Annotated in this window: 15 protein-coding genes; 2 read left to right on the top strand and 13 right to left on the bottom strand. The window is 62.7% G+C overall.

Annotated elements, in window-relative coordinates:
• Nucleotides 1–6: 6 nt before the first annotated feature.
• The 8 genes from ribF to ftsY all read right to left on the bottom strand — a co-directional run bounded on the left by ribF (nt 7) and on the right by ftsY (nt 8373).
• Nucleotides 7–1044 (bottom strand): bifunctional riboflavin kinase/FAD synthetase, encoded by a 1038-nt coding sequence (ribF, locus tag IE061_RS13805; protein ID WP_026001968.1) that lies wholly within the window; start codon nt 1042–1044, stop codon nt 7–9.
• A 102-nt stretch (nt 1045–1146) separates the two neighbouring features.
• Nucleotides 1147–2724, bottom strand: a complete 1578-nt coding sequence (gene murJ, locus IE061_RS13800) for a murein biosynthesis integral membrane protein MurJ (RefSeq protein ID WP_193461851.1) — start codon at nt 2722–2724, stop codon at nt 1147–1149.
• A 99-nt stretch (nt 2725–2823) separates the two neighbouring features.
• Nucleotides 2824–3090: a 30S ribosomal protein S20 gene (gene rpsT, locus IE061_RS13795; protein WP_016916025.1), complete on the bottom strand. Its 267-nt coding sequence runs from the start codon at nt 3088–3090 to the stop codon at nt 2824–2826.
• Between the two features lie 233 nt (nt 3091–3323).
• Nucleotides 3324–4034: a P-loop NTPase family protein gene (locus tag IE061_RS13790; protein WP_081138845.1), complete on the bottom strand. Its 711-nt coding sequence runs from the start codon at nt 4032–4034 to the stop codon at nt 3324–3326.
• A gap of 205 nt (nt 4035–4239) precedes the next feature.
• Nucleotides 4240–5109: an RNA polymerase sigma factor RpoH gene (gene rpoH / locus IE061_RS13785; protein WP_026001966.1), complete on the bottom strand. Its 870-nt coding sequence runs from the start codon at nt 5107–5109 to the stop codon at nt 4240–4242.
• Nucleotides 5110–5315: 206 nt separating this feature from the next.
• A complete protein-coding gene (ftsX, locus tag IE061_RS13780) occupies nt 5316–6374 on the bottom strand; it encodes a permease-like cell division protein FtsX (protein WP_081138844.1) in 1059 nt (352 codons plus the stop codon).
• Nucleotides 6371–7039, bottom strand: a complete 669-nt coding sequence (ftsE, locus tag IE061_RS13775; protein ID WP_016916020.1) for a cell division ATP-binding protein FtsE — start codon at nt 7037–7039, stop codon at nt 6371–6373. The genes ftsX and ftsE overlap by 4 nt, the downstream gene beginning before the upstream one ends.
• Nucleotides 7036–8373, bottom strand: a complete 1338-nt coding sequence (gene ftsY / locus IE061_RS13770; RefSeq protein WP_193461850.1) for a signal recognition particle-docking protein FtsY — start codon at nt 8371–8373, stop codon at nt 7036–7038. The genes ftsE and ftsY overlap by 4 nt, the downstream gene beginning before the upstream one ends.
• Nucleotides 8374–8463: 90 nt before the next feature.
• Between ftsY and rsmD the strand changes: the two genes are divergently transcribed.
• Both rsmD and IE061_RS13760 read left to right on the top strand, forming a co-directional pair.
• Complete coding sequence (rsmD, locus tag IE061_RS13765; RefSeq protein WP_193461849.1) at nt 8464–9084, top strand: 16S rRNA (guanine(966)-N(2))-methyltransferase RsmD; 621 nt, start codon at nt 8464–8466, stop codon at nt 9082–9084.
• 105 nt (nt 9085–9189) lie between these two features.
• Nucleotides 9190–9384, top strand: coding sequence for a cell division protein ZapB (locus IE061_RS13760; protein ID WP_016916017.1), 195 nt, complete (start codon nt 9190–9192; stop codon nt 9382–9384).
• On the opposite strand, the gene rimI is transcribed toward IE061_RS13760, so the two are convergent.
• The 5 genes from rimI to IE061_RS13735 form a co-directional block, all read right to left on the bottom strand.
• On the bottom strand, nt 9381–9827 hold the full coding sequence (gene rimI, locus IE061_RS13755) for a ribosomal protein S18-alanine N-acetyltransferase (protein ID WP_100732344.1): 447 nt from the start codon (nt 9825–9827) through the stop codon (nt 9381–9383). The genes IE061_RS13760 and rimI overlap by 4 nt on opposite strands.
• Nucleotides 9811–10632, bottom strand: coding sequence for a hypothetical protein (locus tag IE061_RS13750; protein ID WP_230478471.1), 822 nt, complete (start codon nt 10630–10632; stop codon nt 9811–9813). The genes rimI and IE061_RS13750 overlap by 17 nt, the downstream gene beginning before the upstream one ends.
• Nucleotides 10629–10937 carry a BolA family protein gene (locus tag IE061_RS13745; RefSeq protein ID WP_081138839.1) on the bottom strand — a complete coding sequence of 103 codons (309 nt, stop codon included), beginning with the start codon at nt 10935–10937 and terminating at the stop codon, nt 10629–10631. The genes IE061_RS13750 and IE061_RS13745 overlap by 4 nt, the downstream gene beginning before the upstream one ends.
• A gap of 42 nt (nt 10938–10979) precedes the next feature.
• A complete protein-coding gene (locus IE061_RS13740) occupies nt 10980–12383 on the bottom strand; it encodes an MFS transporter (RefSeq protein ID WP_100732346.1) in 1404 nt (467 codons plus the stop codon).
• 89 nt (nt 12384–12472) lie between these two features.
• Nucleotides 12473–12859 carry a hypothetical protein gene (locus tag IE061_RS13735; protein ID WP_016916012.1) on the bottom strand — a complete coding sequence of 129 codons (387 nt, stop codon included), beginning with the start codon at nt 12857–12859 and terminating at the stop codon, nt 12473–12475.
• Between the last annotated feature and the right edge of the window lie 83 nt (nt 12860–12942).

The raw sequence follows: 12942 nt of genomic DNA, 5'->3' as shown, positions 1-12942 counted from the left end.
TTCCGGTCAGCCGTCGTTAGCATCGGCGTCGTTATCCGCCGAAGTGAAATCAGAAGAAGCGGTCTCACGCCCAAGCGGGGCCGAGGCCAGCGGAAGAGTACGTGCTACGCCAGCCTCAGCCGCCGCAAAATAGCGGCGCGCCCTGGCCTGGTCGTGTTGAATCTGCGCCTTCAGCGCGTCGAAATCGTCGAACTTCACTTCCCCGCGCAACCGTGCGCAAGGGTAAACCGTCAGCCGCTGACCATACAGGTCGCCGGAAAAGTCCAGCAGATGCACTTCGAGGGTGGGCCGTTTGGCCCCCACGGTGGGCCGAAAACCGACGTTGGCCACGGCGGGCAGGCGAGCACCGTTCGGCAGCTCGGCCACCACGGCAAACACGCCGCGCAGCGTCAGCGGCTGGGGCAGTAGCGGCAAATTGGCCGTGGGCACACCGATGGTGCGCCCCAACTGCTGATCGCGCACCACGCGGCCATGCAGCGAATAGGCCCTGCCCAGCAGGCGCGCCGCCACCTCGAAATTGCCGCTGGCCAGCAAGGTACGCACCCGGGTGCTCGATACACGCTCCCCTGCCACCGTGAAGGTGTGGGTATTTTCGACGCCAAACCCATGGTGACTGCCCACGGCTTCCAGCAGCTCGAAATCGCCCTGGCGATCACAGCCAAAACGGAAGTCATCCCCTACCACCAGATGGCGGACGTTCAACCCCTGGATCAACACCTGGTCGATGAACTGGCGGCCGGTCAGGCTGCGCAAGGCGTCGTTGAACGGCAGGCAAAGCACCTGTTCCGCACCGTGGTCGTGCAGCAAGCGCACTTTTTCCCGCAGCCGCGTCAGACGAGGCGGCGCCTGGTCACCCGCAAAGAACTCCCGTGGCTGCGGCTCGAAGACCACCACGGTCAAGGGCACTCCCAGGCGGGCCGCGTGCTCTCGGCACTGCTGCAGGATCGCCTGATGGCCGCGATGCACGCCATCAAAATTACCGATGGTCGCCACGCAGCCACGCTGAGAGGGTGTCAGATTGTGCAGACCTCGAATGACGTGCATGGCACCTCTGCCGTCTTGAAAGCGTTTGATTATAACGAACGTGCTGGCCTGGTGCAGGTCAAGATTGCCATCGGGCCATCTTGACCAACGCCCCGCCTCAGCCTAGCTATTCATCCTGAAATGCCGTGGGCGCAGCCCCAGCGCCGTCAGCCACAGAAAATAGAGTCCACCGCCAAGTACGACCAGTCCGGACACCCAGCGAATCCGCTGCCACATGCCGAACTCCAGCCACGCCTGCCAGTGGGGCGACACGAGATAGAGTGCCACCCCCATCAGCAGGCTGCCCCCACCCAGCTGCACCGCGTACCGCCCCCAGCCAGGCTGAAACACCAGCACGCCCTGACGATACAACAGGTAGCCCAGCAACCCCGCGTTCAGGAACGCCGACAGCGCCGTGGCCAGCGCCAGCCCTGCGTGCGCCAGCGGCCAGATCAGCAGCAAATTGAGCAGCATGTTGGCGACCATGGCGACGATCCCGACCTTCACGGGGGTTTTGGTGTCCTGGCGGGCAAAGAACCCCGGGGCCAGCACCTTGATCAGCATGAAGGCTACCAGACCGAACGCATAGGCGCGCAGACTCATGGCCGCCATCTGAATGTCTACCTCGGTCATCGCCCCATAGTGGAACAGCGTGATCAGGAAAGGCTCGGCCAGCACCGCCAGCGCCAGCGCCGCAGGCACGCCCAGCAACAGCACCACGCGAATGGCCCAGTCCAGCATGGCAGCGAAATGTTCGCTGGACTGCTCTGCGTGGCGCTTGGAAAGCGCGGGCAGGATGATGGTACCAATGGCTACCCCAAACACGCCCAGCGGCAGCTCCACCAAACGGTCCGAGTAGTAGAGCCAGGAGACGCTACCGGCCACCAGCAGCGACGCCAACACCGTATCCAGCAACAGGTTGATCTGCGACACCGATACGCCAAACAGCGCCGGAGCCATCAGCTTGAGAATACGCTTGACGCCATCATGGGCGAAGTTGGGCCATGGCGTTGGCAATAGCCCCAAGCGCAGCAAAAACGGCACCTGAAAGGCGAGCTGGGCAGCACCGGCAATCAGCACCCCCCAGGCCAGCGCCATGGCAGGCTCTTCCATCAGAGGCATTAAAAACAGCGCCGCCCCGATCAACGAAAGATTGAGCAACACTGGCGTAAACGCAGGAACGGCAAAGCGGTTCCAGGTATTCAGAACACTGCCGGAAAAGGCCGTCAAGGAAATCAGCAGCAGGTAGGGGAAGGTCAAGCGCAGCATGTCGGCGGTCATGGCCAGCTTGTCGGGGTCACGCCCAAAGCCTGGCGCAAACAGCCATACCAGCCAGGGCGCACCGAGCATGGCAAACGCCGTGATCAGCGCCAGGATGGTGGTCAGGCTGCCCGCCACCGCATTGAGCAGCTCACGAATTTCCTGCTTGCTGCGCTGGGTCGAGTACTCCGACAACACCGGCACAAAGGCCTGATTGAAGGCCCCTTCGGCGAACAGTCGGCGCATGAAATTGGGAATCTTGAACGCCACGAAGAAGGCATCGGACCCGTTGCCCGCCCCCAGGAAGGTGGCAACCACCACATCCCGCACCAGCCCCATGACCCGCGAGATCATGGTCATGGCGCTCACCACCAGTCCAGAGCGCATCAGCCCTCGGCGCGGCGGCGACATATTGGCTTGCGGCGGTGTCTTCGCACTCATCACTGGTTCCATACTGAGAAAAGGGGGGCTCAAGCAGCACGGGCAACGTTTGGACACAAAAAAACCGGCCGCAGCCGGTTTTTTAGGGCGACTGCCGGCTTACGCCGCCAGAGCCTTGATGCGCTTGTTCAAGCGGCTTTTCAGGCGCGCTGCTTTCTTCTTGGAAAGCACGTCCTTGTCAGCAATGCGGTCAACGACCGGCTGCATGACCTTGAACTCTTCCATGGCCTTGCCATGATCGCCAGTGTTGATCGCCTTGATCACGCGCTTGATGTAAGTGCGGACCATGCTGCGCTGGCTGGATTTCAGGACGCGACGAGTCTCGGCCTGGCGGGCGCGCTTGCGTGCTTGCTTGCTGTTCGCCACAGGTATCTCCTTGGAGAATAAAGGTTGCCCATCAACGGCAACGGATTAACTATGTGTCTGTCGGCTGGCAATTGCCTTGGCACGACATTTCCGTACGGATCTTTCCACAACAACCGATTGATTTGGCAGCACTTTCAATTCTGCCAAATAGTGTAACGAGCAGTCATTTCGCTGCCCGTTCACGGGTCTTGTCTGAGAGGATGGCGTAGTCTATCACGCGTCAAGCGTGCTTGCTAGCCGTTGTCAATGGTTTCAAGCTGCGACTTCAGCTTCTCGAGCTGCTCGTAGGACTTGCGCAACCACACCTTCATGCGCTGGCGTTCGGCGATGTTCATCAGGCTGCGGTCATTGGCCACCGCCCAAAAACTGCTGTTGTTGAAGTCGATCTTTTGGGTCAGTTTGGTATGCAGCCGTGGCAATTCGATCACCGCGGCTTCTTGTGCCACGGCCTGCTGATACACCCTGGACTGCTGGAAGCGCTCGAAGCTGTCGCCGCGTCCCAGGTTCTGCACCACGACGAGACTGACCGGCTGCCCCTGATAGCGGTCCAGCACCTGCTCCAGCAGTGTCACCGAGTCTGCGCCATCGTCCATCACATGCCACCAGACCACTTGCATGCCCAGCTCATTGAGCAGGCCAAAGACATCGGTCTCCTCGACCCAGCGATTGATCGGCTGCGCCGACTGAGCCGCCAGGTCGATGATCAGGTCACGCTCGGGGTGCTCTTCCACGGCAGAGAGCATGCCGTCCAGGCTGTCATCGTCACCCACCACGACGGCAGAGGCGTAGTCCTGATAAAAGCGTGAAAACGTCCCGTGGGAGGCATCACAGTCAAAGCCCAGAAAGGGCCACTGATGATCGATGTAGTACTGCGCCAATACCCGCGCCGTCATTGACTTGCCTACACCGCCCTTTTCACCACCAATGAAATGAACCTTGCCCATCCTTGCCTCTCCGCCGTCGGGGCCCAATGCCCAAAGGGGAATCTAGCAGGAAAAGCAGAGCGAAAAATAGACAAGGCGCAGAAATAGTCGCGGGCATTGCCGTAAAGCCAACCTGCATCAGGCAAAAAGCCCGATCCCTCTCGGGCTCGGGCTTTTCAGCGTTAGGCGGTGGCGCTAAGTAGCAGCACCACCCAACAAGCTCACATCATGCGGCGATGGCAGCATCACCCATTTTCTGACGAAGCTTTTTCATGGCGTTCTTTTCGAGCTGGCGAATACGCTCGGCGCTCACCCCGTAGACATCGGCCAGGTCATGTAACGTGGCTTTGTCATCGGTCAGCCAGCGGCGCTGGAGGATATCCCGAGAGCGGTCATCCAGTGCCTGCAAGGCCAGCTGAAGGCGGCGCGTCGAATCCTCTTCGAAGTCGCTATCTTCCAGCTGCGTCGCCGGGTCTGCCGAAGCGTCGTCGAGGAAGTAGGCAGGTGCCTGATAAGCGCTCTCGTCGTCATCGCCGGGCGCTGCGTCGTAGCCAGCGTCGAACGCCGATAAACGGCCTTCCATGTCACGCACGATTTCCGGCTTGACGTCCAGGTCCTTGGCGATAGCGTTGACTTCGTCGTTGTTCAACCAGGCCAGACGCTTCTTGGCGCTGCGCAGATTGAAGAACAGTTTGCGCTGTGCCTTGGTGGTGGCAATCTTGACGATACGCCAGTTGCGCAGCACGAACTCGTGGATTTCTGCCTTGATCCAGTGCACCGCAAAGGATACGAGGCGCACGCCCTGGTTAGGGTCGAAGCGCTTGACGGCCTTCATCAGGCCAACGTTGCCTTCCTGGATCAGGTCGGCCTGGGGCAGGCCGTACCCCGAATAGCTGCGCGCGATGTGGACAACGAAGCGCAGATGCGACAACACCAGACGACGCGCCGCTTCCAGGTCGCCTTCGTCATAGAGGCGAAACGCCAGCTCACGCTCTTCTTCGACGCTCAATACGGCAATGCCGTTGACCGCCTGAATGTAGCCGCCCAGATCGTTGCCTGGCGACAGCTGTCCCACCGGTAGAAGACTAGTGCTCATGTGCAAACGGTCTCCCTTAAAATCTTTTATAGTCGACGCGTAGGCTATGCTCGGCCAGCGCATCTGGAATTGACTGATAAGACCCTGGCCAACCGTCAAGGTTCACTAGGCCAGTTCATCAGCGGTAGCACCTCTTTCAAGCTTGTCACTGGTCCATTAACCTGAGATGACATGACCGTGACTGCCCGATGTCCTGCGCTGTGAACCTAGCGCGGGCGGATACTGGAAAGGTGGCGGGTCACTGCCAGCCATGCTCCTAACCAGCCCAATAGTGTACTGCAAGATAGCAGAATTGTAGAGCCCGTCACATCCAGCTGCGGCAAAGTGAAGCTGGCGCCATAGCTGGCTGCCAGGGCCGCCACTGGCAGCGATAGCCAGTGATTTCCCAACCCCAGCAATCCGAGCGCAATCACGCCTCCCCCTATGCCGTACCAGGCACCACTGTAGAGAAATGGCCGCCTGACAAAGGCATGGGTGGCCCCCATGAGCATCACCACCTCGATCTCGCGGCGACGACTTTCCACCGCTAGGCGTATGGTGTTGCCCACCACCAGCAAGACGCCAAAGCCGAACAGAACGCCCAGCGCCAGCGCCACCCGGCGCCCCAGCTCGGCCAAATGGCGCAGCCGCTCCACCCAGGCCAGATCGACACGAACTTCGTCTACGCCAGTGAGGGTTTCGAGCCGATGGGCCAGCTCCGCCATGGCATCGGGGTCAACGCTTTGCGGTGCGATCACGATGCTGGTGGGCAACGGGTTGTCATCCAGCCCCGCCAAAGTGTCATCGATGCCCAGCGACTGCTGGAATTCGGCCATGCCCTCTTCCGGGCTGATCATGCGCGTCTGCGCCACGCCTTCGTCTGCCACGACCGCCTCTTCTATGCGCGCCGCCTGCGCTTCGTCCACGGCAACGTCGAGGTAGACCGTCAGCGTCGCGCTTTCATCCAGCTCGGTATTCAGCAGGCGAGCGCTGTCCAGCGTCAGCCAGAGCGCGGCCGGGAGCACCAGCGCAATCGCAATGGCCAGCATGGTCAGCAGGTTGCCCAGCGGCTGGCGCACCAGCCGGTACAGGCTGTCGATGGCCATGGCACGATGGTGCCTGCCCCAGGCACGCAGGCGACTGCTGAAACGCGTCTGCTGCGAACGCGCCCCCTTGCGTGCTGTCGCTTCGCTCGGTGAAGACGGGGTGGGTGCAGCGCGTCTGGCTCGCGGGGCAGCGCCACCCTGGCGCGGCGTGGCAGGGTGGCGGGGTGTCGAACGCTTCATAAGGCTCCCTCGTCACCCACCAGACGACCATCCTGCAAACGCAGAATGCGGTGACGCAACCGGGCAATCAGCGCCAGGTCGTGGCTGGCGATCATGATGGTCGTGCCAATCCGATTGAAATCCTCGAAGAGCCCCATGATATCCGCCGACAGCTGTGGGTCGAGGTTACCGGTGGGCTCGTCCGCCAGCAGCAAGGCAGGCTTGTTGACCACTGCCCGCGCAATGCCCACCCGCTGCTGCTCACCACCAGAAAGTTCGATGGGCAGCGCTTTCTCGCGATGCAAGAGACCTACCTTGTCGAGGGCGGCACGCACCCGCCGGGCGGCTTCTCGTGGCTCGACGCCCTGGATTTCCAGCGGCAGCGACACGTTGTGGAACACGCTGCGGTCGAACAGCAGTTGGTGGTCCTGAAACACCACGCCAATCTGGCGGCGGTAGAACGGCACCTGACTGGGGTGCAGCTGGGCAATATCGTGCCCCGCCACCACCACCCGGCCCCGGCTAGGAGTCTCAAGTCGCATGATGAGCCGCAGCAGCGAACTTTTGCCTGCCCCCGAGTGGCCGGTCAAAAAAACCATTTCGCCTCTGGCCACGCGGAAGTTCAGGTGCGCCAGCGCATCAAAGCGCCCTCCATAGCGCTTACCCACATGCTCGAAGGCAATCATGCGCGGCTATCATCTCCCTGGCGGTCAAACAGTGCGTTGACGAAATCATGGGCATCGAAGGGGCGCAGGTCGTCCAGGCCTTCACCCACGCCAATGAACCGGATGGGCGTCTCCAGCTGTTTGGCCAGCGCGAAGATGATGCCGCCCTTGGCGGTACCGTCCAGCTTGGTCAGCGTGATGCCGCTGATCGGCACCGCATCATTGAACGTGCTGGCCTGGGAGATGGCGTTCTGGCCCGTACCCGCATCCAGCACCAGCATGACCTCGTGGGGTGCGGTGTCATCCAGCTTCTGCATGACACGGTGCACCTTCTTGAGCTCTTCCATCAGGTGGCTCTTGTTATGCAGCCGCCCGGCCGTGTCGGCAATCAGCACATCCACCCCACGAGCCTTGGCCGCCGCCACCGCATCGTAAATCACCGATGCGCTGTCCGCGCCGGTGTGCTGAGCAATCACCGGGACGCTGTTGCGCTCACCCCAGACCTTCAACTGCTCCACGGCGGCCGCCCGGAAGGTATCCCCCGCCGCCAGCATGACGCTCTTGCCTTCGCGCTGAAAACGCTGGGTGAGCTTGCCGATGGTGGTGGTTTTCCCCACCCCATTGACCCCCACCACCAGAATGACGAAGGGCCCGCCATTGGCGCTCTGGACATCCAGCGGCGTGGAGACCGGCCCCAGCAGCGCGGCCAGCTCTTCCTGCAAGCCGCGATACAGCGCCTCCGGGTTGTTCAGTTCCTTGCGGGACACCCGCGCTTCCAGGCGCTCGATGATCTCGCTGGTGGCTTCGATGCCCACATCGGCCATCAACAGCTGGGTTTCCAGGTCTTCCAGCAGCTCGTCATCGATATGCTTCTTGCCCAGAAACAGATCGGCCAAGCCATCGGTCAGGTTGGCGCGGGTCTTGCCCAGCCCCGATTTGATGCGTGCAAACCAGCCCTTCTTCTCGCCCTGCTCGGCCACCGGCTTCTCTTGCAGCGCGGGCTTGACTGGCTCTGGCTCTGGCTCTGGCTCTGGCTCTGGCTCTGGCTCTGGCTCTGGCTCTGGCTCTGGCTCTGGCTCTGGCAGCGTATGTTCCACAAGCTCACTGTGCACCGGCTCTTCGTCCTGGGGTAGCGGCGCCTCTTCCTCGGTGGCTGGCGGAGATAGCGGCTCATCCAGCGCCTTGGCGCTGGCGGGCGCGTCTTCGCGAGGCACCTCTGGCGCGGCCTCTTCCGCCGCGGGAGCCGGTGTGTCACGCTCGCTGACGGAGGGCTCAGCGCCTAGCGACGGATCCTGACTTTCCTGCGGCTCCTGCTGGGAGTCGTGCTTTTTCTTGCGTTTGAAAAAACCGAACATAAGGGTCATCCGACTGAATAGGTGAACATTGCGATTATCCTACCACCGCAGGCCAAGACTTTGGATAAGTTGCCCGCTACAATCCGCGTCATGAAACGACAACGCTCCTCTCGCTCAACGCCTCGCGGCGCTTCTGCATCCCGTGGCACGACTCGGCCACCGGGAAAATTGCGCATCATTGGTGGTGACTACCGCCGCCGTTTGCTGCCGGTACTCGACCAGCCGGGGCTGCGCCCCACGCCGGACCGAGTGCGTGAAACCCTGTTCAACTGGCTGGGCCAGGCGCTTTACGGCCAGCGCGCCCTCGATCTGTTCGCAGGCACCGGTGCGCTGGGTATCGAAGCGCTCTCCAGGGGGGCGGCTGCCGTGACCTTCGTCGAACGCACCCCGGCGGTGGCGTCACTCATCGGCGACAATCTGGCCACCCTGGGCACACTCAAGGGGCACGTGGTGACCCAAGAGGCGCAGGCATTTCTCGCCCAGCCCGGCGACCCCATGGCGCTGGTGTTTCTCGACCCCCCCTTCCATCAGGGGCTGGCAGCACCTTGCTGCGCCCAACTGGAGGCAGGTGGCTGGCTGGCCAACGACGCCATGATCTATCTCGAAACCGAGCACACACTGACCCCGGAAGTCCCGGCCAACTGGCAATTACATAGAGAAACCCGAGCGGGTGAAAGCGTTGCCCGACTCTATCGTCGCAGGCCTGCGTAAAGCGCTTGCCGACGACTCGCCGCAGCGTTACGCTCGGCGCATCGACATCGTTATTCATTCCCATGTCGGCAGGCCGCTGCCTGCCGATCGTCACCGGAGGTAGGCATGAGCCTGGAGCTTTTCAATCAGTTGGAGCAGAAAGTCACCGACACCGTCGAGGCGTTGGAGATGATGAAGTTGGAAAACGAAGAGCTTCGCAATGAAAACAGCCAGCTGAAGCAGGAGCGCGAAGAGTGGGAGCGTCGCCTGCAAGGTGTCCTGAGCAAGTTCGACGGTATCGAAGGGGGCAGCGCCTCTTAAGGCAACGCCCGCGACATCAGCAGCGCATCTTCTCGCCCGGTCGTCCCCTCAGCGGCCGGGTAGTAGCCTTTACGGCACCCATCCTGTGCGAACCCCGCCCGACGATAAAGCGCTATGGCCCGCTGGTTGCCAGCGCGCACTTCCAGCAATAGCCGCTCGGATGACCACTGCCTTGCCACGGCCACGCAGGCGTCCAGCAGCTGCCTCCCCACTCCTTGCCCCTGTGCCTCAGGGCTTACGCCAATGGCCTGTAGCTCGGCATCGAAGGGCAGCCTGACCAGCAGCGCATAGCCCAGCAGAACGCTCTCTTGCCAATACCCTGCCACCCAGGCTTGCTCGTCCTGCAGCGCTGCCAGCAACTGGGCGCGACTTGCTCCGCTGCGCGCCTGCGCTTCGAGCGAGCACACTCCTTCGGCGTGCTGGCCATCAAGCCGAGTGATCATGCGGGCTCCACTGCTGCCCCAATGCCACCAACCGTGGCCACAGGGCACGTTTGGCCCCGGCCTGCTGCATCAGTGCCGACAACCCTGGCGCCTCCCATACCGGCAAGGACAAGCTGCGGCTACGCCCATCGGTCAGGGCCATCACCTGCGCCATGGCCGATGCCTCGACGGCATCGCTCGCGCCCCACCAGAGCACGTTTTCCAACGCCCAGCCCTGACGGCTGGCCGCGCCGGAGACGAAGGCAGCCAGACCTTCCTGGGCTTCTTCCAACGGGTCCTCTGGGGTAAATGCGGTGGCCATCGGCGGCCATTTGAAAGTGACCACCGTAGGCAGCTCGCCTTTCAAAAGGCCTGCCGCACGCAGCATATTGGCCAACAGCTGCTGCTCGGGAGGCGACATGTCGCCTTCGCACAGGCTGAGCCAGCGGCCACCGAGACAGACGCAGGACAGGCTGAACTCCAGCGGTTTGGCCACTGCCTTGGGGGTCTCGGGTACGGCATCGTCTGACGCTTGCGGCGCAGGCGTTTCGACAGGTTGGCCGCCCAGCAGCGCGCGCACCGCCTGGGGGGCGGCATGGGAACTGGCAGGCGCGGGGGCGCTGGCCTCTGCCACAGCGGGCCGTGGGCGCGGCGGCGGAGCATCGTCCAGCAGGGCATGCAGGCGCTCGCGCGGTGGCGCCTTGGCAGGGGCGTCTTCCCATTCACAGGCTTGCGTGGGGAGTGCGTTGGGCAGTTGATAGCGGGAGGCCCAGGCGGTAATGCCCATGGCCTCCAGATAGTGCCTTCGCGCGGCTTCCGGTGTCACTTTCCGCCGCCACGACAGTGGGGCGAATCGGGGCGCGCACCGCCCCGGGCCTGCCACTCGGCGGGCGTGTAGAGGTGCAGCGCCAGAGCGTGCACCGGCCCCGACAGCTCGTCGGCCAGCAGCGCATAGATCTGCTGATGGCGTTTCACCGGCATCATGGCTTCGAAGCTATCGCTGACCAGCGTGACCTTGAAATGCGTTTCAGAGTTGGCCGGCACGTTGTGCATGTGGCTTTCGTTTTCGACCTGGAGCAGCTCAGGGGTCAGCGCCGCCAACTTCTGCTCGATCTGTGTCTGTATCGCCATGGGGCGTTCTCCTTCTGTCCGCAACGCCGCCATTGTACGCCCTTACTTGCCAGCCGACGATGCCCGCCGCGCCAATAACGCCTGCTGCGCCACGCGAATACGCGACAGGCTGGCCAGCAGCGCCAGGAGCGTGGTGACCGCCCCCAGCCAAAGGGTCAGTTGAACGGGCGCCCCTAGCGCCAGGGCAGCCCCCACCAGGGCCACCCCGAAAGACTGCCCGACCGTGCGCATGGTGCTCATGACTCCCGACACATTGGCGCTACGCTCCGGCGGCAGGCTGCCCATCATTTCGCGGTTGTTGGGCGGCTGAAACAGGCCAAAACCGATGCCGCACAGCGCCGTGCGCCACAGGCTTCCCGCCACGCCAGTGCCTTCATCGACCTGCGCCAGCGCCACCAGCCCGATGATCAGCAGCACCAGGCCCGTGCTCGACAGCAGGCTAGGGTTGATACGGTCTGCCAACCTGCCCGCCAGCGGCCCCACCAGCATGATGGCCAGCGGCCACGGGGTGAACAGCCAGGCCGTTTCCAGCGGTGAAAAGCCCATCTGCTCCTGATAGAAAAACGACAGCGCCACGAAGGTCAGCCCTTGGCCGATAAACGCCAGTCCAGAAGCCGACACGGCCAGGGTAAAACGCTTTTCGGCAAAGACGCTCAGCGGCAGCAGCGGATAAGGGGCGTGCCGCTGGCGGCGGATAAACAGCCCGCAAGCCAGTACGGCCAGCAGTGCCCAGCCCCCGCTTTGCCACAGGGGCGCAGCGTGCCCGACGGCGTCCATGGCCACGAAGAAGCTGGCCAGCATCAGCATGGAGTAGAGCGCACCCAGGGTATCGAAGGCGCCCTGCCGGGGAATGTCGCGTGGCAAGGCCCGGCCCGCCAGCCAGAGCGAGCAGAGCCCCAGGGGCACGTTCAGCGCAAACAGCCACGGCCAATCGGCGAACGACAGGATGACGCCACTCAAGGTCGGGCCAGCCGCGTAGCCCCCGGCCACCACCAGCGCACTCAAGCCGAGCGCGCTGCCCAACAGCCGCGACGGGAAGATGGCACGATAGAGCGATGGCCCTATGGAGAGGGTGGCGGCAGCGCCCAGCCCTTGCAAGGCGCGAAACACCAGCAATGACTCCCACTGTCGGGATAACGCCGCCCCCAGCGAGGCGGCCATGAACAGGCCGATGCCGAACAGGTACAGCCGCCGCCGTGTGACCAGCTCGCTGATACCGGCAAACACCAGCAAAAAGGCGGCGCATACCACTTGAAACAGGTTGGTGATCCAGACGGCCCGAGACGCCGGGATATCCAGATCGGCGGCAATCGTCGGTAACGCCAGGTTGATCATGGTGGTATCCATGACCGCCATCAAGGTACCGGTCACCAAGGCCAGCACGGCCAGCCGTCGCTCCGGCCCGGGCAGGCCGTCGTCACCGGGGCGAGTTTCGAACAGTCGCATGGTCATCACTTCCTGAACAACCCCCTCTGAAACGGCGAAACCGGCCGAAGCCGGTTTCACAGTGCGCTCACGCTAAAAATAATAGCACGCTAATCTTGTTCGTTGTCGAGCAGCAGGGCATCGTCAACGTCAGAGATCTCGAGGGCCGTCTCGTCATCCAGGTCGATGGCCAGATAGCTGTGCTCGACGCGCAGGAAATCCTCGAACAGCGCCCAGTCGAGTTTTTCGGGCCACTGGCGCTCATCCTCTTCCCAGGCGCGCAGCTCGGTTTCCAGAATCTCCACGTGCCGGTCGCGGACAAACGTCTCCAGCGCCTCCGGGGTATCCATTTCGGGAATCAGATACACCGTGCTTTCACGCTCGACGTCGGCCAGGGTCAGGTCGTCGTCTCCCATGGTGGGTTCGAGCGCATTGATCCAGTCCACGAAGGTCTGGGTCGGCCTGACGCTCAAGGCAGAGCGATTTAGCAGTTTCATGGGATTCTCCTCGCCGTCGAAACGTTGACCATTATGGGCGCTAACACGCGCCCTTACCAACTTTTCGTCCGCCCGTGCGACGT

Source organism: Vreelandella hamiltonii, from assembly GCF_014651795.1.
GTDB lineage: Bacteria > Pseudomonadota > Gammaproteobacteria > Pseudomonadales > Halomonadaceae > Vreelandella > Vreelandella hamiltonii.
This window is presented reverse-complemented; position numbering and strand designations above follow the sequence as displayed.

What these genes read in the sequence shown, in the direction of transcription:
- ribF (WP_026001968.1), bottom strand. Translation starts at nt 1,044, where the DNA reads ATGCACGTCATTCGAGGTCTGCACAATCTGACACCCTCTCAGCGTGGC.
- murJ (WP_193461851.1), bottom strand. Translation starts at nt 2,724, where the DNA reads ATGAGTGCGAAGACACCGCCGCAAGCCAATATGTCGCCGCCGCGCCGA.
- IE061_RS13790 (WP_081138845.1), bottom strand. Translation starts at nt 4,034, where the DNA reads ATGGGCAAGGTTCATTTCATTGGTGGTGAAAAGGGCGGTGTAGGCAAG.
- rpoH (WP_026001966.1), bottom strand. Translation starts at nt 5,109, where the DNA reads ATGAGCACTAGTCTTCTACCGGTGGGACAGCTGTCGCCAGGCAACGAT.
- ftsX (WP_081138844.1), bottom strand. Translation starts at nt 6,374, where the DNA reads ATGAAGCGTTCGACACCCCGCCACCCTGCCACGCCGCGCCAGGGTGGC.
- ftsE (WP_016916020.1), bottom strand. Translation starts at nt 7,039, where the DNA reads ATGATTGCCTTCGAGCATGTGGGTAAGCGCTATGGAGGGCGCTTTGAT.
- ftsY (WP_193461850.1), bottom strand. Translation starts at nt 8,373, where the DNA reads ATGTTCGGTTTTTTCAAACGCAAGAAAAAGCACGACTCCCAGCAGGAG.
- rsmD (WP_193461849.1), top strand. Translation starts at nt 8,464, where the DNA reads ATGAAACGACAACGCTCCTCTCGCTCAACGCCTCGCGGCGCTTCTGCA.
- IE061_RS13760 (WP_016916017.1), top strand. Translation starts at nt 9,190, where the DNA reads ATGAGCCTGGAGCTTTTCAATCAGTTGGAGCAGAAAGTCACCGACACC.
- rimI (WP_100732344.1), bottom strand. Translation starts at nt 9,827, where the DNA reads ATGATCACTCGGCTTGATGGCCAGCACGCCGAAGGAGTGTGCTCGCTC.
- IE061_RS13745 (WP_081138839.1), bottom strand. Translation starts at nt 10,937, where the DNA reads ATGGCGATACAGACACAGATCGAGCAGAAGTTGGCGGCGCTGACCCCT.
- IE061_RS13740 (WP_100732346.1), bottom strand. Translation starts at nt 12,383, where the DNA reads ATGCGACTGTTCGAAACTCGCCCCGGTGACGACGGCCTGCCCGGGCCG.
- IE061_RS13735 (WP_016916012.1), bottom strand. Translation starts at nt 12,859, where the DNA reads ATGAAACTGCTAAATCGCTCTGCCTTGAGCGTCAGGCCGACCCAGACC.